Below are 25,345 nucleotides of genomic sequence, written 5' to 3' on the forward strand. Positions count from 1 at the left end.
GACCGGCGATGATGTAGCCGTGAATGTCGCCGCGCCGCTCGATATAGGCTTCGACCTCGCGGGCGAGGCGGGGAATGTCTTGGTCGTTGGGGAAAATCGGAAGGGTGACGCGGGTGGCGTGGGTGGTGATCCCCGCCAGCGCTTTCAGCAATTCGTAATCGGCCAGCGCCACCTCGTCCCGCACGAGCCGGGACAGCAGCACCGAACCCGGCGAATGGGGATGCAGCACCGCGCCCACTTCCGGGTAGCGCCGATAAATCGAGGTGTGCAGCAGGGTTTCGGCGGAGGGCTTCTTGCCGTCCAGGGAACGGCCCTCGGCGTCCACCAGCATGATGTCGTCCGGGGTGAGCTTGCCCTTGTGCTTGCCGGACACGGTGACGGCGACGCGCCCAGCGGCCAGCCGGGCGGAGAAGTTGCCGCTGGTGGCGGGCACCCAGCCCCGTTCGTGGATGAAGCGGCCCGCCTCGATTAGCTCGTGGGCGCGTTGGTGGAATTCGTCGGTCATGGGGGCGGTGGCGCTTTTTTAAGGAGGCGGCATTGTAGACGCCGGGGGCGGCTGGCTCAATGCGGGCGCGGTGGCGGGTCAGGGCAATCGCGCTATGTGCGTGGGTTCGCCTGTCTTCTCCCGTTGGAAAGGGGGCAAGAAGCCGGTTTTTCACACAGGATTTCCACTGTGGGAGCGGTCTTTAGACCGCACCTAGTCGTGGCCTGAAGGCCACTCCCACAACCACCGATTTTTAGTCGCCGCGCAGTTCCGCCAGCGAGCGAATCGGCGGCAGACAGGCCGTGGCGCCGCACAAATACGCCACCTCCCCCGCCTCGGCCCGGCGTTCGGCCAATTCACCCGGCAATTCCCCGGCCTCGTTAGGAATGGCGAACACCCAGCGCCGCCCCGCGCCCGCCCGCGCCGCCTCGGCCCAAACGGGCAAGGCTTCGGCCCGGCCCCGCAGGATGGCGAATTCCGCCGGATGCAGCCATTCGGCCAGAGCCACCAGCAGCGCCCCGTGCCCGTGGGGATATTGGCGCAGCATCGGCACGGCGGACGCCAAGACGCGTTCCGCCGCCTCCGTATAGCGCCGCTCCCCCACCAAGCGCCCCAGCCGCAACAAAGCCAGCGCCGCCACGCCATTGCCCGACGGGGTGGATTCGTCGGACAGGCTCTTGGGCCGGTGGATCAGGCTTTCGTGATCGGCGGACGTGAAGAAGAACCCGCCCTGCGCCGTGTCCTCGAAGCCTTCCAGCAGCCGGTCGGCGAGGCTCAACAACCAATGCAAATCCTGGGTAGACCAGCGGCATTGCAGCAGCGCCAGCCCCGCATCCAGCACAAAGGCGTAATCATCCAGATAGGCATTCAAATGGGCCTTGCCGTCCTTGTACGTCGCCCACAGCCGCCCATCGTCCCGGCCACAGTGTTGCCGGAGAAAATTGAACGCCCGCCCCGCCGCTTCGATGAAATCCTCCCGTCCCAGCCGCCGCCCCGCCGTCGCCAGCCCCTTAATCATCAGGCCATTCCAAGCGGTCAGCACCTTGTCGTCCAGGCCGGGCCGGACGCGCTTTTCCCGCGCCGCGAACAGCGTGGTCCGCGCCGAAGCCAACCGCCGTTCCGCCGCCTCGTTGGCGATGCCCAGCCGGGCCGCCACATCCGGCAAGAGCCGCTCCACATGCAGATGCCAATGGCCCTCGAAGTTGGGCGTCTGGTCCAGCCCGTAATGAAGCTCCGCCACGGCATATTCATCCGGTGCCAGCAGCGCCTTCACCTCGCGGCGGTCCCAAACGTAATACTTGCCCTCCTCGCCTTCCGAGTCCGCGTCCAAGGCCGAGAAGAAACCGCCCTCCGGCGACTGCATTTCCCGCATCGCCCACGCCGCCGTGGCCTCGGCGGCGTAGCGGAACAGCGGATCGCCGGTGGCCTGGAAAACTTCCGCATACAGCGCCAGCAGCACGCCGTTGTCGTACAGCATCTTTTCGAAATGCGGAATCTGCCAAGCGGCGTCCACGGAATACCGGCAAAACCCGCCGCCGATCTGGTCGAACAAGCCGCCTTCCGTCATGCGCCGCAAACTGGTGGCGACCATGCCCAGCGCGGCCTCGTCCTGCCCGTCGCTGCGCCGCCAAGCGCTCAACAAGAATTCCAGATTCGCCACCTGCGGGAATTTGGGCGCGCCGCCAAAACCGCCGTTGTCGGTATCGAAATCCGCCTCCAGGGCACGCCGGGCGCGGGCCAGGACGGCCTCGTCGGGCGCTTCGCTGCCGCTCCCCTGCCCCACCGAGCGCAGGATGTCGGCGATGGAATCGCTGTGCTGGCGCAGGTCGTCCTGATTGCCGTGGTAATACCCGGCCACCCGTTGCAGAAGGGTGACGAAGGCGGGCAATTGATAACGGGCCTCCTTGGGGAAATAGGTGCCCGCGAAGAACGGCAGATGGTTGTGGGGATTGAGCATCACCGTCAGCGGCCAGCCGCCGGGGCGGCGGGTCATGATCTGGTGGGAAAGCTGGTAAATCTTGTCCAGGTCCGGGCGCTCCTCCCGGTCCACTTTGATGTTGACGAACAGCTCGTTCATCACGGCGGCGGTGGCGGCGTCCTCGAAGGACTCGTGGGCCATGACATGGCACCAGTGGCAGGCCGAATAGCCGATGGACAGCAGGATGGGCTTGTCCTCCCGGCGGGCGCGTTCCAGGGCTTCCTCGCCCCAGGGATACCAATCCACGGGATTGTCGGCGTGTTGCCGGAGGTAGGGACTGGTCTCGTGGCTCAGGCGGTTGGGTCCGTTTGGATTGGCTGAATTCATGGGACAGGTCTCCGGGATGGGTGTGGATGATTTGACAGTCGGGCGACGGGGGAATCCCTCGCGCATGGCGGGTTGTTTTGGTTTTTCGCCGACCGGAACCATACCGGGAAATCGCCGCCGGGCTAACCGGGGATGAATGAATGGTGTGTTGAGTTTCGTAGTTTCATAGGATGGGTGCAGCGCAGCGAAACCCATCATGCCGCCCGACCCGGAGTGATGGGTTCCGCTAGAGCATTTTCATTTTGGGTTTACGGCGTTCACGTAGGCCGACTCGGTTTGCGAAACCGAGTAGGCCTTTCTCGCCGCCGTACGCTCATGTTGAAAACGCTCTAAGGCTCCACCCATCCTACGAATCACTATTCCCCAATCAACTCAAAGGCGTTGCCGTCCGGGTCGCGGCAGAACAAGGCTGGCCGACCCGAGCGGCTAAGGGTGTAGGGAATGCCCGCTTGATCGAGTTCGGCCCTCAACGCGGCGAGGTCCGCCACCCGCAAGGCGATATGGCGGTCGCGCCCGCCGTGTTCCGGCTTGGGCAGGCCGAATTCCGGGCTGGACAGGGAGAGCAGGTGGACTTGCTGGGGACCGATGTCATACCACACGCCGTCGAAGCCCATGGCCGGGCGCTGATCGCTGGGCGTGAGGCCGAGAACGCCCTCGTAGAATGAGCGGGCGCGCTCCAGGTCGGAGACCATCAGGGAGGCGTGGTGCAGGGCGATGATTTTCATGGGCGGGGCGTGGGGAATTCGATGAGGGTGATGTGTGAGCTGGGGGCGGGCTTCGGTGGGAGCGGGCTTCAGCCCGCGAACCGGCGCGGCTGTCGCGGGCTGACGCCCGCTCCCACAGAATCAAGAAATCCCGCCTCCCCTTCCGCGAGGATTTCCACCCGGCCATCGGTCAGATTCCGCGCCCAGCCCACCAGCCCCAGGCCGACCGCCTGCTCACGGGCGGTGCCCCGGAAATACACGCCTTGCACCCGGCCCGACACCCAGACATGGACCCGCTTGGTCATGGCGCAGCCCCGTCAAATCAACAGCTCCACGGTGGCCGGATGGCTCAGGAACGCCGTGGGGCTGGCGGTCAGCCCATAAGCCCCCGATTGCAGTACGGCAATCAGGTCGCCGACCTGGGCGTGGCCCAGCGGCATCTTGTCCGCCAGGAGGTCAAGCGGCGTGCAGAGCGGCCCGACCACCGAGGCGGATTGGGCGGGCTGGTCGGACGCCACCCGGTCGCCCACCAGCACGGGGTAATTCTTGCGGATGACCTGCCCAAAGTTGCCCGACGCCGCCAAGTGATGATGCAGTCCGCCATCGACGACCAGGAATATCTGGCCCCGCGATTCCTTGCGGTCGATGACCCGGGAGACATAAACGCCCGCTTCGCCGACCAGGTAGCGCCCCAGCTCGATGACGAATTCCGCCTCGGGGAAATCGCGGCGGGCGGCGGGCATGAGTTCGGCCAAGTGGCTGCCCACCGCCGCCAAATCCAGCGGCGACTCGCCCGGAAAATACGGAATGCCGAAACCGCCCCCCAGATTCAGCAGCCGCACCGGGCCGGGCGCGGCGGCGGCGAGGCGGCGGGCCAGCTCGAAGGTGTTGCGCTGGGCCTCCATGATGGATTCGGCCTTCAAGTTCTGCGAGCCGGAGAAGATGTGGAAGCCGTAAAACTCGACCGGCAAATCCCGCATCCGCGCCAGCAGGGCGGGCACTTGCTCGGCGTCCACGCCAAACTGCTTGGGACCGCCGCCCATCTTCATGCCGGACGCCTTGAGTTCGAAATCCGGGTTCACCCGCACCGCCACCTTGGGCTTGACGCCCAGAGCCGCGCCCACTTGGGCCAGGATGTCCAACTCCCGCGCCGATTCCAGGTTCACCACGATGCCAGCGGCGGCGGCTTGGCGGAGTTCGGTCTCGCTCTTGCCGGGACCTGCGAAGCTGATCTTGTCCGGGGCCATGGGCGTGTCCAGCGCAACCTTCAACTCGCCGCCGGAGGCCACGTCGAAGCCGTCCACCAGCCCGGCGAAATGCTGGACCACGGCGGGCATGGGATTGGCCTTGACCGCGTAATGCAGGTGAATATCGGGCGGCAGGGCGGCGCGTAATTCCGCCACCCGCTGCGTTAATAGGCGGCGGTCGTAGGCGTAAAAAGGCGTGCGGCCAGCCCGTTCGGCGAGGCGGTTTAGGGGTATGCCACCCAGTTGGAGGCAGTTATCAATAATTGGAAACAAAGGCGGAAAGGTATGCTGCAAACTCACGGTCGAATACTCCGCGGGCGGTTTAATGCTTATTAAATTTTTATCGTTCCCACGGTCTCCGTGGGAACGCCTAAGGGGACGCTCCCGCACCCCATGACGCAGAGCGTCTAAGGATACGGATACATTCCCACGGAGACCATGGGAACGATGGGCAAATCTTATTACTCACCCCAAACCGCGATATTGGCGAATTAATTCCCGGTCGGATAATACGGTGTCGGATTTGCGCCCCAGAAAATAAAAGGCCGAAGCGGAATCATAGGCCGCTGGACACCGGGCCAGCCAGCGGTCGAAATATTTGATGGGAAACACCAGCAAGCGGGCCAGGGTTCTTAGCTTGGAATATCCCCATTTATTATTTCCGGCGAATCCCGCCATGAACCGCTCAAAACTCCAGGTCATCACCATCGCCGGGCCGTTGGCGACCCCGCTACACTCCTCGGTGAAGCGCCGGAATAAACGCCTGTGACCAAGATGGGTGAACCGGGTGAAATCGTAGCGGCCCATATGCACCTGCTGCATGAAGGGGGTCACGGAAAACACATGAGCGCCCTGGCGTAATACCCGGTGGATTTCCTCCACGCAACGGTAGGGATCGGCCACATGCTCAAGCACAGCGTTGACGATAACCGCGTCGAAAGAATCGTCCACGAACGGCAGGTCATGGGCGTCGCAAACCAGATGGGTCAGGGTGCCCAAGGCCACATCGGTATAGAGGATAACGCCATCATCCGGCAGCTCCATGACGTGATCCCCCGCGCCAATCACCAGAATGCTGGGCCTTCCCGAGCAAGCCTCATTAACCCGCCGCAATACTTCGGTCATGGGCAGGTCCATGGCGGAATACGAGCCATCGGGTAAAGTCCCGGCCAAAAACCGCTTCAACCTAGCCAGTGGCGACAAATATTGGCCATCATTGCTGATATTCATCGTGGTGGTGATACCCGCCCGATAATCATCAATGGAAAACACGCTGTTGTTTTCATTAATGAGAATAGGACGGCCATTCACCAAAGGAAATTCGGCACCGCAGTCACCACAATTCAACCCCAACTCGTGGGTTGTCAGTGCAGCGGCTTTGCAGCAAGGGCACGCAAGCACTTCAATTAAGGCGATTTTCATAATCATTACCCATCCATGGGAAAAATCGTTATTCCAAGCCAGCGCTTGGCAAGCTTAATCAGGTATCCGTTACATGGTAAGCATGATTGCCAAACCGATTCCTGATTAGTAAGAATCTTCAGTCGAAATAAAAATATCCGCCATTCCGGCGAGGGCACCGGAATCCAGTGTCCAGGAAGGGCAAGTCGATAGCGCCGTAAATCCTGCCTCCACTGGAAATTTCGCTATCATCCTTGGCCTGAATCCAGACCCCATTATTGCATAGCCAATTCGGTCTCATAGCTATTAGGAATGATCCTTATAAAAGGCTGCGGATCGTCTTCTAAAAATACCGGGGCAATAACCGATCCATCCTTGCTTATCATCCCCGGCATGTAATGATACTTTAAAACCAGTGGCTGGCCCGCGCCATGGGGACTCCTAATGACCAAGCGATTGGTGGCGCTGGCGGTCACGCTGCCCTCGCCCTCAAGGAAGTAACTCAGCGGCTGTTCAACCACATAGGTTTGCACAGCCCCACTCTGCAAGCCAAGCTCAAGTCCCGGCTGCCCGGCGAGATAGCGTTTGCTGGCCGGGGAATGCGCCGCAATCCAACCAATATTATATAACTTCAAGTAAGCCGCGAATTGGGTCCGGGGAATCGCTTCAATCGGCTTGCCAAAGGCATGACCATCCCAGAACCCGGCGAAAAACAAATAGGGATATGGGCCACCGATAAATTCCCTATCACCCGTTTTGGCCAATAGCCCCGCCAAATGCGCTCCATCATGAATCCTGCCAAGGGAGGTTTCGAACAGCACCCTGCCTTGTTTGTTGGTATGCGTATTCAGCCAATCCGCTAATCCAAGGCCGGTGTCCCCGAAGCCACGCACCTCCGGGGGTGCCATGCCATAGCGCCCGGTACTGGTGACAGAAAGTTCCCGGCTCAATTCGAGGCCGACAAAACCAAGGACGCCAGCGGCGAAAAAAAGTATCGCCCAATTTGGATAGCGTCCTGATTGCCTTGTCTGCAAACCCGATATGGCTTCGTTAATCCCCACAGCGGCGGGTATTACCAAAAAAAGGTACGCCATACAGCCAAACCGATTTGGTTGCACCGCACCAAGTGCCGGGATGGCCGCGCCAAAGGCGGCGAATAGCGCCAGGAAAATCCACATGAACAGGAAAATGCGGACTATTTCCATGGTGCGGGGAATACTGCGGACCTGCCACGCCGCCCATAAGGCGGTAATGACGAGCAAGGGATTAAGCTTGGCACCCATGCCGGGCGCACGCCATAAGCCAAGCAACTCCAGGCCAAAGATTCTAGCGTCCACCGCTTTTTGGTATGGATCGCCCGCATTGGTGATGCCCGGCAAATCCAGCGTCGGCATGATCCAGAACAAATTAGGCAATAAACTGAGCAAAGCGATAACACTCAGCTTTGGGAATAGGCGCGAAGGAGAATACTGACCCCAACGGCTTACCAATAACGCCAAACCGTAAACCGCCACCGCGAGGGGAAACAACGGGTGCAGCAAAAACAGCAGCCCCCCTGATAAACCCAGCGCGAGCGGGATTTTCCAGCCATACTCGTCCATGACCAATCTGGACAGCAAAGCGCAATAAGGCAATGTGGCAAACGACGCCAGCACAAAAGAAACCATCCCGGCGGTATGATACCAATGGAAGGCGGAAACCCACCAAAGCAGCAATCCAAATAGGCTGGCTAAACCTATCACCCGCCGCCAAAATCCCAGTATCAACGCCGCCAATGGCGCGCATATCGGGGCTATCAAAGAGGCAAAAAAGACATAAATCTTGTAGATTTGGACTTGCGTCAATACCGGCTTGAACAAGTAAGCCAACAACGCGGGCAATTTCCCGCTGGCATTATAGGGCAGCCCCCCCAAATAACCGGCATTGAAGCGCGGCTCATACCCCATCAACCGGCCTTGCTCCAATAATCCCGAAGCGATGTCTAGCTGATATAAATGATAAGCATGGTCAATGGTGAGCAAGGGTTTGTCGCTCACCAGTTGGGAAAGCGGGAAAACCCTGGCGAGAAAAGCCAATTGAATGAGCAGAATCGGCGCCGCGACCAACAGGATGGAAGGCGATGACTCATTTCTAGTCATGGCTACGCCGCTTGGAATAAATCCGCCAACGCCATACCGAGCCGCTTGCGGTCGATCTTGCCATTGGGATTGCGGGGCAGCGGCTCGTGGCGGGCAATGATCTGGGTCGGCGCCATGAAGCCCGGCAAGTCCCGCTTGCACGCCTCCATCAGTTGAGCGCTGATGGCGTCGCCGTTGTTGATCGCGTAGGCAACCAGCACCACGGCTTGGCCCAGCACCGGATGATCCACGCCCACCGCCGCCACCTCGGCCACCAAGCCGGTGGCGTAGGCGACTTCCTCCACTTCGGTGGGGCTGACCCGGTAGCCGGAAGTCTTAATCATCTCGTCGCGGCGCCCGATGAAATACAGGAAGCCCTCCTCGTCCATCCGCACCGTGTCGCCGGACCACACCGCCATTTCGGTGAGGGGCAGGCCCGCCAGTTGGCCGGGCGCGGGCTTGTAGCGCTCGGCGGTCTTCTCGGGATCATTCCAATAGCCCAAGGCCACATGGATGCCGCGATGCACCAACTCGCCCGGCTCGCCCGGCGCGCACGGGCCGCCGTCTTCCCGCACCACCAGGATTTCGGCGTTGGGGATGGCCTTGCCCATGGAATCGGGGCGGCGGTCCACCTCGTCGGGCGGGAGATAAGTGGAGCGGAACGCCTCGGTCAGGCCATACATCAGATAGGGCTTGGTCTTGGGCAGCTTGGCCCGCAGCGCGTCCAAAGTGGGCTTGGGCATGTGCCCGCCGGAATTGGTGAAATAGCGCAGATGGTCGGCCACGCCTTCGGGCCAATCCAGTTGCGCCAATTGCACCCACAGCGGCGGCACGGCGGCGAGTCCGGTGATTTTCTCCCGCGCCGTGGCGCGTATCACATCGCGGGGCAGCAGATAGTTCATCAGCACCGCGCAGGCGCCCACATGGAAGCTGGTCGTCAGTTGCGACAGGCCGTAGTCGAAGGACAGGGGCAGCACCGAGAGAATGCGGTCGTCGGGCGTGTTCTCCAAATATTGGGAGACGCTGACCGCCCCGGCCACGATGTTGCGGTGGGACAGCACCACGCCCTTGGGCCGGCCCGTGCTGCCCGAGGTGTAGAGAATCGCCGCCATGTCCTGGTCAATCACCCGATGCGGGGCATGTTCGGGCGCCTGGGTCCGCTCGGACCAGTTCACCATTTGGAGACCATCCAGCGGCGCGGCGGACGCCTCGCCCACCAAGACGATGGTGCGGAGGGCGCGGCAACGGGCGAGAGTTTCCCGCAACAATTCCAGCCGCTCGGGCGATGTGACCAGAATCCGCACATCGCAATCGGTGAGGATGTGGCCCACCTGCTCGGGCTTCAGCAACGGGTTGACTGGCACGAACACGCCGCCCGCCGCCGCCGCGCCGAACAGCGCCACCACGGTATCGACGCGCTTTTCCAAGTAGACGGCGACCCGCTCGGCGCGTCCGATGCCCAGGGCTAGCAATAGATTCGCCGCCCGCTGGGTTTCTTCCAAAAGCTGCCCATAGCCAAGCGCCCGGGTTCCTTCCGCTAAGGCAGGGCGGGCGTGATGAACCTTGTCACCATTCACCAAAAAGGCTTGCAAAACTCCATTCATAATCAATCCTTCTGGCCTTGAGCCGGTTTAAATAACGCGCTTCGATAGGCTTGCAAACGCCGTAGCCAACCCCACCGATAGCCATTGAGGTGATATAGAACGCGGATGGCCTCGGTCCAGCGCCTATGCCACTCCATCACCTTGCCATAAAACTCGATGCGCTCCAATTCCGCCGCCGCGAAGGCGTCGCGGAAAATCTCATAGTGCATCAGCATGGCGGGCGAAAAATCCGCCAACGATTCGTCATAAGCGGTCTTAAGAATTACCAGCACGCCATCATATTGGATACATATATCCATGGCCGCAATATTGCCATTGAGAGTGTACTGATAAATCTTCCCCAACCCCATCCCGCAATAGGCTTGCAATAGGTCAATATAAAATTGACCCTGACTATTGTCCGCGTGAACCGCCGTGCCTTCCCGTGACTTCCAACCGGCGCTTTCCAGCCGTCCATAATTTTCGATGGCCTGCCGCACTTGGCCGGAATCGGTGATGCAATCCAAGCGGGGGGATAAACCCGCCTTTTCCAGCTTATTATTAGCCTTCCGCACATTTTGGCGCAGATTCTTACCCCGGCTGTTCCAATAGGCTTCGAAACCCTCTGCCAGCGCGATCCGGGCGGTTTGGATGTAATCAATGGTACACAGGCCATCAGAATCGCCGGGCCGGGCCAATATCTCGGGGTCTTGCTGGGTGATACCCAGCAGGAATGAGACGCCGGGCAGCGCCGCCAGCAGTCCGGGGGTGGCTTCCGACAAATCCACATCGGGCTTGGACAGCCAAAAGCCAAGAGGTGCCTGGGCGGGCTGGAATGTGTTCCAAATCCCGAAGGCTCCCTGCCGCAGCACGCACATAACGACCGGAGAATCCGCGCCCTCCCCATGGGCCAAGATTTCCCGCCCCGTGCCAAATGCCCGCAAGGCGACCCTCAAAAAGTGGCTGGTTAGCACCGGGGAGCGCGGCCCCTCACTATTAAGCCTGTCCCACCGTTCCGCATGATACTCAAAGTCCTGGATTGGACAAATATGCCATTTCACTAGCTGTACACCCCATTATTTTCAGGTATGGCGATGCGCCATTAAGCATTTTCTAATTCCATCCCTGAGCCTACCAAGAAACTGGATCAATATGCCCTTACTACCGCTCAAACTTAGCGGATCATAAGCCACAACGCCCCACCGCTCTCGGCGGTGGCTCATCCAATCCCCCTTATAACTGTCGTCGCCGACCAGATAATCCACCTCGGCGACGTTATCCACATCCATCACATGCCTCATTAGATGGATGGTCAATAATGTTCCCGCCGACAGCGCGGAAAACTTTTCATCATAGGCCAGCTTATAAATGGCGGCGCGGCCATGGCAGATAATCCATATCTGGGCCGCTACGGGCTGCCCGTCATAATAAGCCAATCCAAACCGCAGCCAACCACGGGTGGCACATAATCGCATCAGATTGGGTATGAAACTGGGGTAAGGCTCGGGATGCTTCCAACTGGAGGAATATATTCTTTCCCAGGCCCGGATAATCTCATCGAGCGGCGTCCCCGATCCCTGGCTAACAATCTCGAAACGTCCCCGCCCATTTGCCAGAAACTTTCTTTCTCGGCGCTGGGCCAGCTTCCGTATCTGGGAAGGCCGTTCCCGGAAATACTCGGCGAACGGGCGGTGCCCCGTGGGCAGATAATGATTGCCAAAGCAAAAGAATCGGAATGTGGCTAGACCGCAAAGCCGCAAGGCTGGCTCCAAAACCGCCAGCGAGGGGTGGCCGATATCCATGGCATCCAGGCGCAGCGCCGACGCGCCCGTGTCGCGGATAAGGTATCTCAATGCCACGGCCAATTCTTCCGGGGTCACGCCAGCGGCCAGCAAGGGCCGATACAGGGAAGAATAAAACGTGACCAGCCCCACGACCTGGAACTGTTTGGTCGAGGGCTGGATTAATAATGGCAATATTGCCCGGATTCCCCCTTCCCCGACCATGACATAAAATAGGGGGCGGGCGTTTTCCGGCAGGGCGCTGGACACCAGCAATTGAAACCAATCCCTGGATAAATCGAAACTTTCCCGCTCCCCTTGCAAAAACAAGGCCGCGCATTCCGGCGGCAACGACAAAATATCCTCATAGCGGCGAATCGCAAGGTTTTCGTGAGCCTCGCCCCGTCCGACCCTGTACGCTTCCAATATTAGCTCCGCCATTTTTGAGATATGTCACGATAAACGTCATAAAGGCAGGCCAAGGCGGGGTTGCGGAAAACCATGACATGCTTGATTCGCCGCGTGCCCGTGGCCCAGGCCAATTGATTCTGGGTGGCGTTGGTATAGAACTCGATGGCCTTGCCGTGCTTCTCGGTGAACGCCCTTTCCACAAAATCGTGAAGCAGCAGGATGCCGGGGGCAAACTCGGATAGGCTTTCGTCATAGGCGGTTTTCAAAACGATATATATATTCGCCCCATAAACGATTAGCCGGGACGCCGCGATCCGTCCTCCCAGCCAATACTCGACCACCTCCGCCTGACCCGTCTCCGCAAACCGGGCCATCACCTCCGAATAAAACCGCCCCTGAATATTATTGATATGCACCGCCGTGCCCGCCGCGCCTTTCCAGCCAGTGGATTCCAGCATTCCATAACGGGCCACCGCTTCGCGCATCTGTTCCGGTGCCGTCAGTACACGCAGTTCCGGTTGCCCGAAGGTTTTGCTCACCCGCCTCTGATAGCGGCGGATATTTTTTTGCAAATTATTAGAGCGGCCATCCCAATAGCTCTCGAACGAACCAGCCAAGTCGATATTCATGGTCAGCGCGTGGCGCTCCCTACGGACCCGCTTCATTTGCCTCGAGAACAAAGGCGCCAGGGTGAACCTGGGGTCTTGGCATAACAGCTCCACAATCACGGCCCAGGACGGCAATGCCTTGAATAGGCTGTCCAGCAATTCCGGCCTTTCGATCAGGACTGGAGCCGATTGCAGGGAGGCGGGCACGAACTGGGTCCAGATGGCGGGAAAGCCAGGGCGGCGTGGGTACAAAAGAATGATGGCGTCCACCCCGGCGGGGGAGGTGTGGACGCATAAATGTTCGCGGCGCGTTCCGAAACAACGCAGCAGGGCTTCGACGAGGCGGCTGTCCCGGAACGGATGTCCGCCATACAAGCGCTGATTCAAGCCATCCCACGCTTCCCGCCATTCACCCAGCCCATCCGCCACCGGAATAATCTGCCAGCTCATCCCGTGGCGACCCGTGCGGCCACGGTCCGCACCAAGTCCAGCATCCAATCCAATTCGTCGGGGCGAATAGCCTGGTGACAAGGCAGTTGCAGCAGCCGCACCCGGTAGTCCCGCGCCACGGGGCACGCCGTCACGGCCATGTCTTCCCAGCGCCAGAGCGGCATTCCGGCCAGCTTGATGGCGTGGAACACCAGCCCGTCGGCGTCGGCCAGCACGGGAAAGGCGTAGGGCACGACGCCCTCGGGCAAGTCCGGGAACAAGGGACAGAGGCCCGGCACATCCCGCACGCCGTCCAGCCAGCGCCGGTAGTTGGCCCGCCGCCGAGCAACCAGTCGCCCCGTCGCAGTGATGGAAACCAGCCCACGGGAAAGCCGCAATCCCGCCAAGTCCACGCCCTCCGGCTGAAATGTCGGGACGCCGGGCCGACCGCCCCCCGCCTGCGCGAGACGAGCGGCCACGGCCCTGGCCCGCGCCATCAACGCCTCGCCGTCGATGGGCGGCAGCGATTCGCGACGCCACACACGCCGCGCGCCCTGCGCCAACCCAGCGGCCCCCGCCTTGAGTTCGGCCAGCGCTGGCGGACGACCCAGCGGGGCGGCGGAACCGCCGCTGTTGTCCCGCAACATCGCGCCATCCCGCACCGGGAAAAACTTCCACGCGCTGGCGATGGCGTAGTCGCCAAACGTCCCCACGGGCTGGCCGCGATGCTCGCCGAAAAAGGCGTGGGCGCAATCCTCAATCAGCGCGATGCCGTGCCGGGCGCAGAAGGCCCGCGCCTCGTCCAAGGCGTTGGTAAAGCCAAAATAATGGGAAAGCAGCATGGCCCGGACGGCTCCGTCCGCCGCCAGGGCGTCCAGGGCGGCGAAATCGGGCCGCAGGTCGGCGGTCACAGGATAGAAGCGGGTTTCGGCGTCCAGGTGAAGGGCTGGCTCCACCATGCTGCGGCAATGCAAGGCGGGCAACAACACGGCGGTTTCCCGGCCCACCCCGGCCCGGCGCAGGGCTTCCGCCAGCGCGTAGCGGCCAAAAGAAAAGAAGGACAAAGGGCCGCGTTGAAAGGCGGAGGATATGAGCGGATTCGCCCCGCCCATGAACGCGCTCCAGCCGGGAACGGGAAGCATGGGAAGGATGGCTCTGGGATAATCGCCGGGGTCAACGACCAGGGGATAAAAGCTTAAAGGTTGCATAGTAAAGAATCATATCGCGGGATTCCCGTGGAAGTAATATAAAATGGCACAAACAACCAAGGTTCCCCTCATGAATGTTGAAGAAAACGTAAAAAAAGTCCTTGCCCAAGCCCTCCAAATCGGTGCCCGCGTGGATAGCCTGCGTGCTGATTCTCCCCTGTTGGGTGCCCTGCCCGAACTCGACTCCATGGCCGTCGTCACCGTCCTGACCCTGCTGGAAGAACATTTCGGCTTCACGGTGGAAGACGACGAAATCAGCGCCGACACCTTCACCACCTTCGGTGCCCTCACCGGCTTTGTGGAACAAAAACTCAATGGCTGAGACGGTCTCCGGGGCGGTGGACATCAACCCCTTCTTCCTGCCCAGCCCCCGAGGCCCGTTGTTTTGCCTCTCCCTCGCGCCCGCCAACCAGCCAGCGCGGGGGGGCATCCTCTACCTCCATCCCTTCGCCGAGGAAATGCACAAGTCCCGCCGCATGGCCGCGCTGCAAGCCCGCGCCTTCGCGGGGGCGGGCTACGCCGTGCTGCAACCGGACCTGACCGGCTGCGGCGATAGCGCCGGGGATTTCGGCGACGCGGATTGGGAATCGTGGAAAGACGATGCGCGTCTGGCCCACGCCTGGTTAAACCAACAAGGCGTCGCCTCAATCACCTTGTGGGGGCTACGCACGGGTGCCTCCCTGGCGGCGGAACTGGCCCGCGAACTGACCGGCATTGACCGGCTGGTCCTGTGCCAGCCGGTGGTCAATGGCGACGCGTTCCTCAACCAATTCCTGCGCATCAAGCTGGCGGGCGAGATGCTCTCCGCCGGGCAGGCCCAATCCGGGACCAAGCGGCTCCGCGCCCAATTGGAGGCCGGGGACAGCGTGGAAGTGGGTGGCTACCGACTCAGCCCGGCCCTGGCCCGAGCCTTGGCGGGCTGGAAACTCGCCGACCATGTTCCGCCCTGCCCCACCCATTGGTTTGAAATCGGCGCGGGCGAAGCCCTCAGCCCCGCCAGCCAACGGGTCGCGGACGCCTGGCTCGCGGCGGGCACCGCCTTGACCACCCGCCCGGTGGTCGGCGAACCCTTCTGGGGCACCCAGGAAATCACCGAATGCCCCGCCCTGCTGGCGGCCACGCTCAAGGAGTGCGCGGCGTGACCGGCCCGCATTGGCGCGAGCGGCCCATCGTCTTCGCCTGCGAGGGCGACCGGCTCATGGGCATCGCCGCCCTGCCCGACCAGCCCAGCGACACAGGGCTAGTCATCGTGGTGGGTGGACCCCAATACCGGGCGGGCAGCCATCGCCAATTCACCCTCCTGGCCCGCCATCTGGCCGGGGAAAACGTCGCCTCCCTGCGCTTCGATTATCGCGGCATGGGCGACAGCGAGGGCGACCCGCGCAACTTTGAATCCATCAACGCCGACATCCGCGCCGCCGTGGACGCCCTGCTTGAACAGGTGCCGGGACTCACTAAGATTATCCTCTGGGGATTATGCGACGCCGCCTCGGCTGCGTTGTTCTACGGATATACTGATTCGCGTGTGCGTGGGATGGTTTTGCTTAATCCTTGGGTGCATAGCGAAGCAAGCGCCGCCCACGTTAGGCTTAAGTATTATTACTGGAATAGGCTAAAACAGCCCTCATTCTGGAAAAAGCTACTAGTCGGCAAAGTGGGCGCGGTTGTATCCTTAAAAGAAATATTTGGCAGTGTCGGCAAACTGACGGCGCGACTGACCGTCAAGGCGGCGGTGCCATCCAATAGCCAGCTCGACACCCCCCACCGGGGTTTCATTGAGCGAATGCGGCATGGACTCACCTGCTTCGAAGGCAAGGTATTAATCCTATTAAGCGGCCAGGACGCGACCGCCCGGGAATTCGAGCTATTAATCAATGGCGACGCGGCTTGGATGAAAGCCTCAACATCGCCAAATGTCGAGATTCATAGTATCCCCGAAGCGAATCATACCTTTTCGAGCCAGCCGTGGCGCCAGCGGGCCACCATTGAGACGGCCAGTTGGATACTGGTGAATCAATCCGAGCCATTCCAGGAGTTCCCGCAATGAAAAAGCATTTGGTGTTAATTTCCATCTTTCTGGCGAGCGGAACCGCGTTGGCAGACCCGCCCGTGAACATGGCGGAGGTTGCCCGGTTGCCGCCTTATTGCCGGGGCGTCCAACAAATCAGAAGCATCAGCAAAGACCCCATTCCCATAGAGCAACACATACAACAGTACGGCTTTGAATATACCCACCTGCATCACTACTGCTGGGCGCTAAATTCGGAAAACAAAGCGATGGTTATGCTTGATAAGCGCGCCAGGAACAGCCTGTTATTTTATTCTCTCAGCGACATTGAATATGTTATCGAACGGGCGCGCCCAGCCTTCGTTTTTCTACCGGAAATTCATACCGGCAAAGCCCGGATCCTGTCCCAGCTAGGCCGGGATGTCGAGGCATTTACCGCGCTAAATAAGGCGCTACAATTAAAGCCAGACTACTGGCCAGCCTCCATGCGCTTAAGTGACTACTATAAGAAACACGGCGACCTGGAAAACGCAAAAAAGGTGCTAGTTAAAGCCCTCGAAAAAACTCCTAATGTCAAAATTATTCAAAAAAGACTTAGTGAGCTAAGTGCGGCAAAATAACCCATCATGAACTCCACTACTTACGTGAGTGATCGGCCACTGGTTTCAGTGGTGATACCTGCCTATAACAACGAGCTGCATATCGGGGAAGCTATCGACAGCGTGCTGGCTCAGGATTATGAACCGATAGAAATTATTGTTGTTGACGATGGCTCGACAGACGGAACGCCCGATGTTGTTTCTGCTTATGGAAAACGGGTCATTTCTTTGCGCCAGGAAAACCAGGGATCGGCGGTGGCCCGCAATCTGGGCGTCAAATCGGCGAATGGGCAATATATCGCCTTCCTCGACGCGGATGATACCTGGTGGAGACACAAGCTTAGTTATCAGATTAGCGAATTGGTCGGCAGCGGTTATCGGATGGCTTATAGCCGCTTTATCTGGTGGGAACCCGATGCGGCGGGCCGCTATAGCGTGGCCGATGCCGAGCTTGAACTCGCCAATAATCCCCGGCTTTCGTCGGCGGTGCTGGCCTCGGGTTGGATATATGCGGATTTATTACTGGATTGCATCGTGTGGACTTCCACGGTCATCGCCGAGAAATCCCTACTGGAGGAAACCGGCTTGTTCGATCCAGAATTACGCCAGGGGCAGGATTATGACCTGTGGTTAAGGCTATCCAGAATCTGCCCGATGCTCGGACTGGAACGTCCCACCGCGCTATATCGTCGGCACTCGGCCAGCATCACCGGCAGCGTTAAGCCTATCAATTATCCTTACCTAATTCTGTCCCGCTCGCTCAGGCGTTGGGGCGACGCCTCGCCGGATGGCAGGCAGCCCGCGCAAGTATTATTGACCGCAAGGCTGTATAAATCCTGCTTTGATCACGGCTACGCCCATTTGAAGAATGGCGATCCAAAGGTCGCCATGAAATCTCTGGCCGAATCAACGAAATACTCAGGACTCCGCCTTAAAACGCTTGTCCTCATGGCGCAAGCATTTCTAAAGGGCATAGCCTAAAAATCCCACTCAAAACTGCGCTAGATGTGCCTGCTGGGCCAGCTCCAAAACAAGCCATCCGGCTTGAGAATATAACAATAAGACCTTGGCATAGGGTGTCGTGCCTCGCCCAAATCTATCCCGTAAGTCAATGATTTAGGCCGAATCTGATGATTCGACTTACCCAGAGCCCAGGCTAATACCACCAATCAATTACCTCCATCACCGGAAATTTCAGATGAGTTTCGACCTTGCACAATACCGGAATAGCCAGCGTGAGCGGGATCGAATCGCCGACCTGCTGAGCCTGCTTCCTAGCGCGTTAGATTCCGTATTGGAAATCGGTGCCCGCGACGGCTTCATTTCCAAGCTGTTGACCCGTCACTTCAAGCAAGTGACCGCCTTAGACCTTGAGAAACCGCTCATCGCCGATCCTGCCGTTCAATGTGTGAAAGGTGACGCGACCGGCTTGGAATTTCCCGATGCTTCGTTTGATTTGGTTTTTTGTAGCGAAGTCCTAGAACACATCCCCGAGCCTTTGTTGCAAAACGCCTGCGGGGAATTGACCCGTGTCGCGAAACACTATGTGCTGGTGGGAGTCCCCCACCGGCAAGATATTCGGATGGGCCGCACCACCTGCTATTCCTGTGGCGGGAAAAACCCGCCATGGGGTCATGTGAATAGCTTCGATGAAACTCGCCTGAAAAAGTTATTCCCGGACCTGATGGTCGAAAAAATATCTTTTGTCGGAACAGCGGAAGGGGGCACGAATTTCTTGGCCTGCCAACTCATGGACCTCGCCGGAAACCCCTATGGCACCTATGACCAAGAGGAAACCTGCATACACTGCGGTGCCCAACTCAAGAATCCTCCGCCCCGTACTTTCATGCAAAAGGTATTCACCAAACTCGCCGTTTATGCGACCAGCCTTAGCAGACGCTTTGAGAAAGGACATGCCAATTGGGTGCATATCCTATTTAAGAAGCCCCATCCGTAACCACGCCGATTCCCCGTAGCTCCAGCCCCGCGAAGCCCTGGCCGACGCCCCGGCGCGTCCCGGAGCGGAGACCATCGGCGAAGCCTCCACCCCCTTCCCAGCCATCTAGCGGGCGCTGAATGACCATTTCCAACAAACCGATCAAACAGGTTTCGGCGGCCCGGGGCGCCGTCTTATCGGTGACGATGCGCTGGACCGACCGGCTCATTGGCGTCATCAGCACCCTTATCCTGGCGCGCCTATTGGTTCCCGCCGATTTTGGGGTGACGGCCATGGCCTCCGTGGTGGTCGGACTCATCGACACCCTCTTGGACCTGGGCGTCAACATGGCCTTGATCCAGAACCGCAACGCCTCCCGCGCCGATTTCGACACCGCTTGGACCTTGCGATTGCTCCAAGCCATCCTCGCCGCCGCGTTGATCGGCGGCGGCGCGCCACTGGCGGCGGACTATTTCCACGACGAGCGCGTGACCGATGTCATGCGCGTCATGGCGGTCAGCGTGCTGGTTGGGGGGCTGGACAATATCGGCGTGGTCGCCTTCCAGAAGAACATGGAGTTCGGGCGCGACTTCCGGTTTTTCTTCCTGCGCAGGCTGGCCGGATTCACGGTGACGCTCTCGCTGGCCTTCCTGCTCCGCTCCTATTGGGCCATGGCGCTCGGCTCATTGAGCGGACGGATCGTGGGGCTGGGATTGAGCTATTGGCTGCACGATTTCCGCCCCCGCCTTTCACTCGCCCGGTTCGGTGCCCTTTGGTCGTTCTCGCAATGGGTTCTGGTGCGCAACCTCGGACACTACAGCCTGACTCAGCTCGACAAATTTCTGGTCGGCTCTAGAACCAACACCACCCTGCTGGGAGGCTACTCCCTGGCCGACGAGGTGGCGGCGATGCCCACCGGCGAAGTCCTTGCGCCATTGGGTCGAGTGCTATTTCCCAATTTCGTACAGGCGGCGCACGATGCGGAGCGCTTGCGCTGGATGTTCTCCAGAGCGCTGGGCGTGCAAACGCTGGTGGCGCTGCCCGCTGGCGTGGGGCTGGCCGCGGTGGCCCCCGACGCGATCCTGTTACTGCTGGGCGAACAATGGCTGACCATCATCCCCTTGGTTCAAATATTGGCGCTCATGAATGTGTTCGGTGCGCTGAGCCACAGTGGTATCCACTTGCTACTGGCGCTGGGGAAGGTGCGCCTACAAGCGATATTCACCTGGGTGCAACTCGCGCTACTCGCTGGCGCCACCCTGATGGTTTTCCCCGCCGCCGACGCCGAGGGCATCGCGCTTATCCGCCTGGGGATAGCGGCCTTCGGAATGATCTTCTTCTTCGGGCTAGTCCTGTACAACGTCCCTGCGGTCCGATTCACCGACTACCTCGCCCATTCCTGGCGTCCATTGCTCGCGACAGCCTTGATGACCGCCGCACTGAGTCAGACGCAGCCCCCCCCTGGCCTAATCCTCCCCGTGCGCCTGGCCGCGGCGATAGGCGTGGGCGCATTCAGCTACGCGCTGAGCATCCTGTTGCTTTGGCGCATCACGGGCTGCCGCGAAGGCACCGAATCCTACTTGCTGGACTCCCTGGGATTGAAAAAGGCCGTTCTCACCCTGCTGTGGGTGCGGCGGCGGCCCGCCCCACAGGGCAAGTGAGTCCAAAATCAGTCACGGACAAGCTGTTTCTTACGCACGAAATCCCGTGGCTTGCGTTGCGTGAGCGGAGCCAGGGCCGATGGGGGCGGGGATGGAGAAACACCGGCCCGAGCCTCCGCGACATGTTGCCGCAAGACATAACTGGACATAACCACGATGGCAACCAAGGCATAATAAAGATCAAAATAACCCATCCCTAGGAAGGCGCCTGAAACGACATACCCTACGAGGCTCACCTGAATCATTCGAAGCAAATTCGCAAGCCCCTGCATATCAGGATGAGTGTCGGCCTGCTCGGCGATGCGGCCTGCGCTAAACCAAGTGCACACGCCCAGAGCCAAGAAAATCGCCAAGCCAATAAGGCCCTGCTCCCCCATGATTTCAAAATAAATACTGTGTGCGTCATGAAAATCTTTCGGATTAGGCGCATAAACCAGAAACTGACTGGGAGAAAATGTTTCAAATCCGCCCCCGAATAGGCGGCTGCTCGCCAAATTAAATGCGAATCCCCAGGCATTCAAACGCCCCAGGGCCGATGCGTCCTTATCATAGCTGGAAATGGAGGACATCCGGTTATGCCAGGATTCTGGCATGAATTGATAAAGCACAATCCCGCTAATAATTGCCAGCATCATATAGGCAAAGCGGTTTTTACCCTTCATAACAAGAAAAATTATCATGGCGACAACCCCCACCAAGGCACCTCGGGACTGGGTGCCTAAGACAGCGAGTACGCTCAGGGCCATGGCACCAATACAAGCATATTTAACCTTGGCCGTATTAGCCTGCATCTGAAGATAGCGAATCAAAGGGATCGTCATAATCAGGGCCAAGCCAATTTCATTGTTGCCGCCAATGAAAGTTCCTGCCGGTCCCCATACATGCATCCCCCCGCCGCTCACAATCGTGAATGCCCCCCCCTTAACGCCATAAAACCCGAGTGATACGGCAATAGTCGCGACCAGAAGATTTATTCGACGGAAGTCTTTCATCACCATCATGGTAAGAAAGGTCACGAATTGGATTTTCATCACCTTGACCCACTGCGGCCAAGCGTCGTCTGGATTGAGGGCAAAAACCGTGGTGATAAACATCCAAATAACAAATATCACGAGCAGTATGGATTCCCTGGTCCAAGGAATCTTTTTGTTCTCTTTACTGAGCAATAAGGACAGTAGCGTCGTTAACGCAATCACATAGGCGAATGGCATACTGGTGGCAAACCCCCAGCACAGTCGGTGGGGATTCATATAAGCGAGCCACGACCATACCAGAATGCCAATCATGGGCGAACGCAGGATGAAGGGGACTGATCCAAAAACAAGCAAAGTGATAATAACGTCGCGCATAATATTAAAAAGCGTAATTAACCGCCATGAATTGAATGGCCCCAATCAATCCCCGGCCGCCCTGCTGGGATTTTATCGAAAAGCACTGAATCGCTAGACCTGGGCGTTTAATGCTCACCCCCGGCACTAGTTGCCCTGGGCAGATGTCATAAAGGTCAATCGCTCACGGATACCCAGACACTCAAGCCGAAGGCCATCAGCCACTTAACTCATTGGTTCTTATTGGCAAGATTAAGCCAGAATCAATAATTACCCTATCAACAATCCCCTTCCGAAATGCAATCTATTGCAACTGACTAATTCCGCAAGCTGTTTTCCATCACGACTTTTGTTTCTCGCGGTTTTAGGCATAACAAAATCTGTATGCCCATGATTTAGCCACGCCTATCATAGCCGATGGTACAAGCTTTGGCACCCAAACTCATTGGCTATTACTACCCTTTTGGCCCCGGATAGCCCCGCGAAGCTTAGCCATCAAATTCTCATGGATGGCCCAGCCCCCTAGGAATACGTAGCCTTCCAGGGCGCGGGCGGTTGATCCGCCAGTTTCTCCCGCAACGGTGCCCTGCCCCGCCAATTCAACCTTGCCGGACTATGATTCCGCGCCCCTGTCGCCAATCGCCGACGTAGCTCGGCGGGTTGGCAACAACAAACCTCAATCCTCATCCAAAGCAATTTTTGATACGTCCCAAAATCGTTGAAGTTATGAATCAATATCTAAATAGCGACATCGCAAAGCTATCTCGCTTCCATTATCTAGAGTGCTCAAACTTCTGCACAGGTTAAAGGACGCCTCAGCCATATTAAAGGTGTTTTTAAGTGATCATCATTTATGAACAACCCCAAGCCTAAGTGCCAATTATTTCAAAAACTGGCAAGGTTTTAAGTCTCGCTCGTCGTTATCTAGCGACAGCGCCATAACTTGATATTCCGGGCCATGTCATGAAGATAAATTTCAAATTCTGTCCACGCTGGACCCTGCTAAAAAAGTAACCTTTTAGCAACATTCCACCTCCCGAAAATAGGCGCACCAAACTCGATGCCCCTTATGCCATCAGGGCTATCGCCATTCGGCATGAACCCTGCGTAAAGGTTTTTCATCTTCGTTCCCTTATCGGGACAGAAGCAAACCGGGGACGATGGCTGGATTTTATGACACATCCTTTCATCCCCGGACCACCCACCCGATCTGATACATACCCGACCACCGCACATGCGAAAAACCCATTCACGCATAGGTTTATCCCCTGAGTGGACCAAGCCTCGCTTTGATTAAAGCCCCCAACCCTGGCGGTTTCATTATCTTCGAAGAATAACAAGGAGTCTGCGTCATCATGAGTTATCTGATTCCTAAACCAGCCGACTCCAGCGCCATTTTCCTGGCTATTCCTCGCCCACCCAATCTTTTGCTCTAAGCCGCCCGATTTTTAATGGTGGCACACCGGCCACCGGAATATTGAATCCGGTTCGGCCCGGGTTTCTTGTGCCGGTTATTTGTCCCGGGCGCTCCTCCCGGCGCGTTCTGGAAAATCCGCCTTAGAGCCATATCGACAGCCATCGGATCGGAGTTTCCTGTTTTTTTCAAAAGTCATTTACGAATAGAGAATAATCATGGCTATTAGTCGGAACATATTGTTTTCGATGGGTCTTTCGACCTTATTGGGGTTCGCCAACATGGCGGCGCTGGCGTCGGATCTAACGCCGCCGGGGAATTTGCTTCGCGATCCCACGCCCACCGAGTTGTCCGGGCCGTCAGCCACGGCGGGGCCGGAGATAGTCCCGCCCAAAGTGAAGCAGGGCCGCGACCGCTCGGTGATGATCGACGCGCCCAAGCTGCGGGGGGATCGGATCAGCTTGAATCTATTCGGGGACGCGGCCCTGGTCGGGGAGCGCGACCGCGTGGTCGAGGATGAACCGGGGCGCTCGGTCTGGATCGGGCATCTCCAAGGGGAACCGACCAGCGAGGTGGTCCTGGCGTTCCGGGATCAAGCCCTGTCGGGCACGGTGAAGCGGGAGAACGGGGACTTGTACGAAATCGCCTACCAAGGAAACGGCCTGCACCGGGTCCGCCAATTGGACCAGGTCAAGGTGCCCGCGCACTCCCACCCCGTCGCGGCGGGCGCCAAGTCTGGCGTCTCGCCAGCCTCAAGCCCCGCCCCGGCGACCACGGCGGCGGCCACGCCCACCACGACCATTGTGGACCTGATGGTGGTCTACACCCCCCGCGCCCGGACCAACGCGGGCGGCGTCACCGGCATCAAGGCCCGGATCGACAATGCCGTCGCCGCCGCCAATCAAGCCTACATCAACAGCTTGATCGACATGCGGCTGCGGCTGGTCTACACGGCGGAGGTGCCCTACACGGAGACCGGCAACATGTCCCGGACCCTGTATGACCTGCAAAAATCCAACGATGGGAAGATGGACGCGGTTCATCAATGGCGGAATAAATACGGGGCCGACCAAGTGGTTCTGATTTCGGCGGACGCCAATTACTGCGGCATCGGCTATCAAATGAGCCTGTTGTCCGCCGGTTTCGCGTCCTATGCCTTCGCCGTGGCCCACGACGATTCCAGATACGCCTGCCTCTCCAATCAAACCCTGGCCCACGAACTGGGCCACAACCAGGGCAACGCCCACGACCGGGCCAATTCCACCACGCCGGGCATTTACCCCTATTCCTATGGGCATCGGCTCTGCCAGGCGGGCGGTTTCCGCACGGTCATGGCGTATCCCTGCTCCGGCGCGAACACGGTTTCTTATTTCGCGAATCCCAATCTCAAACTGAACGGCAGCGCCCTCGGCATTGATCCGGCCCAGAACGCGGCCAGCTCCGCCGCCGACGCCTGGTCCATGATGAACGCCCGCGCCACGGTCGCCAACTGGCGTGCCAGCGTCAACACCACGACCACCAGCGGCGCCCCGGTCAAAGCGGCGCCCGCCGCGCCCGCCAATCTGGCCGCGCTGCCCGTCGCGGGGGATCAAATCTCCCTGGATTGGCTGGACGTGGCGGACAACGAGGCGGGATTCCGGGTCGAGTATTCGCTCGACGGCAGCGAATGGCGGGAAATCGCCAACCTCGGCCCGAACGCCACCCATTTCTCCCACACGGGACTCAGCCCGGCGACCCGCTACGTTTACCGGGTCGCCGCGTATAACGGCGCGGGCGGCTCGGACTCGACCAATGTGGTCTCGGTCGCCACGCCCGCCCAAACCAAACCAGTCGGGACCGACACCGTGGCACCCGTGGTGCGCATCGCCAGCCCCGGCAATAACACGCAAGTGGCCGAACAGGCGGGCATCGTCGCCACCGGCAGCGACGACGGCGGGATACAAAGCCTCAAGCTATATGTCGACGGTCGGTTGAAGGCGGCGGCCAACGGGGCGATGCTGACCTACCGATGGAATACCCAGGGCGTCGCGCCGGGGATTCACGCGCTGGAAGTGGTTGCCTTGGATAACGCGGGGAATACCGGGAAGGCGGTGATTCAGGTTCGGAAGTAATACCGGGGTG

Annotated in this window: 21 protein-coding genes; 8 read left to right on the top strand and 13 right to left on the bottom strand. The window is 59.2% G+C overall.

The features are described from left to right. The 12 genes from mtnB to ACXWUF_RS01355 form a co-directional block, all read right to left on the bottom strand. On the bottom strand, positions 1 to 505 hold a 505-nt coding region (mtnB, locus tag ACXWUF_RS01300), incomplete at its 3' end, for a methylthioribulose 1-phosphate dehydratase (RefSeq protein ID WP_458492840.1). A gap of 232 nt (positions 506 to 737) precedes the next feature. Next, on the bottom strand, positions 738 to 2,789 hold the full coding sequence (locus tag ACXWUF_RS01305; protein ID WP_458492841.1) for a thioredoxin domain-containing protein: 2,052 nt from the start codon (positions 2,787 to 2,789) through the stop codon (positions 738 to 740). Between the two features lie 356 nt (positions 2,790 to 3,145). Continuing rightward, the gene (locus ACXWUF_RS01310; RefSeq protein ID WP_458492842.1) at positions 3,146 to 3,514 is read right to left on the bottom strand and encodes a VOC family protein; all 369 of its coding nucleotides are present in this window, start codon (positions 3,512 to 3,514) and stop codon (positions 3,146 to 3,148) included. Between the two features lie 68 nt (positions 3,515 to 3,582). After that, on the bottom strand, positions 3,583 to 3,798 hold the full coding sequence (locus ACXWUF_RS01315) for an acylphosphatase (RefSeq protein ID WP_458492843.1): 216 nt from the start codon (positions 3,796 to 3,798) through the stop codon (positions 3,583 to 3,585). 12 nt (positions 3,799 to 3,810) lie between these two features. After that, positions 3,811 to 5,040, bottom strand: coding sequence for a pyridoxal-dependent decarboxylase, exosortase A system-associated (locus ACXWUF_RS01320; protein WP_458492844.1), 1,230 nt, complete (start codon positions 5,038 to 5,040; stop codon positions 3,811 to 3,813). Between the two features lie 165 nt (positions 5,041 to 5,205). Next, positions 5,206 to 6,012, bottom strand: a complete 807-nt coding sequence (locus ACXWUF_RS01325) for a class I SAM-dependent methyltransferase (RefSeq protein WP_458492845.1) — start codon at positions 6,010 to 6,012, stop codon at positions 5,206 to 5,208. Positions 6,013 to 6,416: 404 nt separating this feature from the next. Then, positions 6,417 to 8,279, bottom strand: coding sequence for a hypothetical protein (locus ACXWUF_RS01330; protein WP_458492846.1), 1,863 nt, complete (start codon positions 8,277 to 8,279; stop codon positions 6,417 to 6,419). Between the two features lie 2 nt (positions 8,280 to 8,281). Next, the gene (locus ACXWUF_RS01335; RefSeq protein ID WP_458492847.1) at positions 8,282 to 9,862 is read right to left on the bottom strand and encodes an acyl-CoA ligase (AMP-forming), exosortase A system-associated; all 1,581 of its coding nucleotides are present in this window, start codon (positions 9,860 to 9,862) and stop codon (positions 8,282 to 8,284) included. Positions 9,863 to 9,864: 2 nt separating this feature from the next. Further along, a complete protein-coding gene (locus ACXWUF_RS01340) occupies positions 9,865 to 10,785 on the bottom strand; it encodes a GNAT family N-acetyltransferase (protein ID WP_458492848.1) in 921 nt (306 codons plus the stop codon). A 138-nt stretch (positions 10,786 to 10,923) separates the two neighbouring features. Further along, positions 10,924 to 12,048: a GNAT family N-acetyltransferase gene (locus tag ACXWUF_RS01345; protein WP_458492849.1), complete on the bottom strand. Its 1,125-nt coding sequence runs from the start codon at positions 12,046 to 12,048 to the stop codon at positions 10,924 to 10,926. 2 nt (positions 12,049 to 12,050) lie between these two features. Next, on the bottom strand, positions 12,051 to 13,091 hold the full coding sequence (locus ACXWUF_RS01350; RefSeq protein ID WP_458492850.1) for a GNAT family N-acetyltransferase: 1,041 nt from the start codon (positions 13,089 to 13,091) through the stop codon (positions 12,051 to 12,053). After that, entirely contained in the window at positions 13,088 to 14,212 is a 1,125-nt protein-coding gene (locus ACXWUF_RS01355; RefSeq protein ID WP_458492851.1) for a DegT/DnrJ/EryC1/StrS family aminotransferase, read from the bottom strand. The genes ACXWUF_RS01350 and ACXWUF_RS01355 overlap by 4 nt, the downstream gene beginning before the upstream one ends. Positions 14,213 to 14,348: 136 nt before the next feature. Here ACXWUF_RS01355 and ACXWUF_RS01360 point away from each other — a divergent pair, with 136 nt between their 5' ends. The 7 genes from ACXWUF_RS01360 (at position 14,349) to ACXWUF_RS01390 (ending at position 20,482) form a co-directional block, all read left to right on the top strand. Next, positions 14,349 to 14,600, top strand: a complete 252-nt coding sequence (locus tag ACXWUF_RS01360; RefSeq protein ID WP_458492852.1) for an acyl carrier protein — start codon at positions 14,349 to 14,351, stop codon at positions 14,598 to 14,600. After that, entirely contained in the window at positions 14,593 to 15,420 is an 828-nt protein-coding gene (locus ACXWUF_RS01365) for a hydrolase 2, exosortase A system-associated (protein WP_458492853.1), read from the top strand. Before ACXWUF_RS01360 ends, ACXWUF_RS01365 begins: the two co-directional genes overlap by 8 nt. Next, positions 15,375 to 16,325: a hydrolase 1, exosortase A system-associated gene (locus tag ACXWUF_RS01370; RefSeq protein WP_458492854.1), complete on the top strand. Its 951-nt coding sequence runs from the start codon at positions 15,375 to 15,377 to the stop codon at positions 16,323 to 16,325. The genes ACXWUF_RS01365 and ACXWUF_RS01370 overlap by 46 nt, the downstream gene beginning before the upstream one ends. Continuing rightward, complete coding sequence (locus ACXWUF_RS01375) at positions 16,322 to 16,906, top strand: tetratricopeptide repeat protein (RefSeq protein WP_458492855.1); 585 nt, start codon at positions 16,322 to 16,324, stop codon at positions 16,904 to 16,906. The genes ACXWUF_RS01370 and ACXWUF_RS01375 overlap by 4 nt, the downstream gene beginning before the upstream one ends. A 6-nt stretch (positions 16,907 to 16,912) precedes the next feature. After that, positions 16,913 to 17,866 carry a glycosyltransferase family 2 protein gene (locus ACXWUF_RS01380; protein WP_458492856.1) on the top strand — a complete coding sequence of 318 codons (954 nt, stop codon included), beginning with the start codon at positions 16,913 to 16,915 and terminating at the stop codon, positions 17,864 to 17,866. Between the two features lie 217 nt (positions 17,867 to 18,083). Further along, the gene (locus ACXWUF_RS01385) at positions 18,084 to 18,842 is read left to right on the top strand and encodes a class I SAM-dependent methyltransferase (RefSeq protein WP_458492857.1); all 759 of its coding nucleotides are present in this window, start codon (positions 18,084 to 18,086) and stop codon (positions 18,840 to 18,842) included. A gap of 119 nt (positions 18,843 to 18,961) precedes the next feature. Beyond that, entirely contained in the window at positions 18,962 to 20,482 is a 1,521-nt protein-coding gene (locus ACXWUF_RS01390) for a lipopolysaccharide biosynthesis protein (protein ID WP_458492858.1), read from the top strand. Between the two features lie 8 nt (positions 20,483 to 20,490). Here ACXWUF_RS01390 and ACXWUF_RS01395 read toward each other — a convergent pair whose 3' ends face one another. Continuing rightward, positions 20,491 to 21,831 carry a putative O-glycosylation ligase, exosortase A system-associated gene (locus ACXWUF_RS01395; RefSeq protein ID WP_458492859.1) on the bottom strand — a complete coding sequence of 447 codons (1,341 nt, stop codon included), beginning with the start codon at positions 21,829 to 21,831 and terminating at the stop codon, positions 20,491 to 20,493. Between the two features lie 1,641 nt (positions 21,832 to 23,472). Between ACXWUF_RS01395 and ACXWUF_RS01400 the strand changes: the two genes are divergently transcribed. Continuing rightward, entirely contained in the window at positions 23,473 to 25,335 is a 1,863-nt protein-coding gene (locus ACXWUF_RS01400; RefSeq protein WP_458492860.1) for a M12 family metallo-peptidase, read from the top strand. Positions 25,336 to 25,345 lie beyond the last annotated feature (10 nt).

This window comes from Methylomagnum sp. (assembly GCF_054333355.1).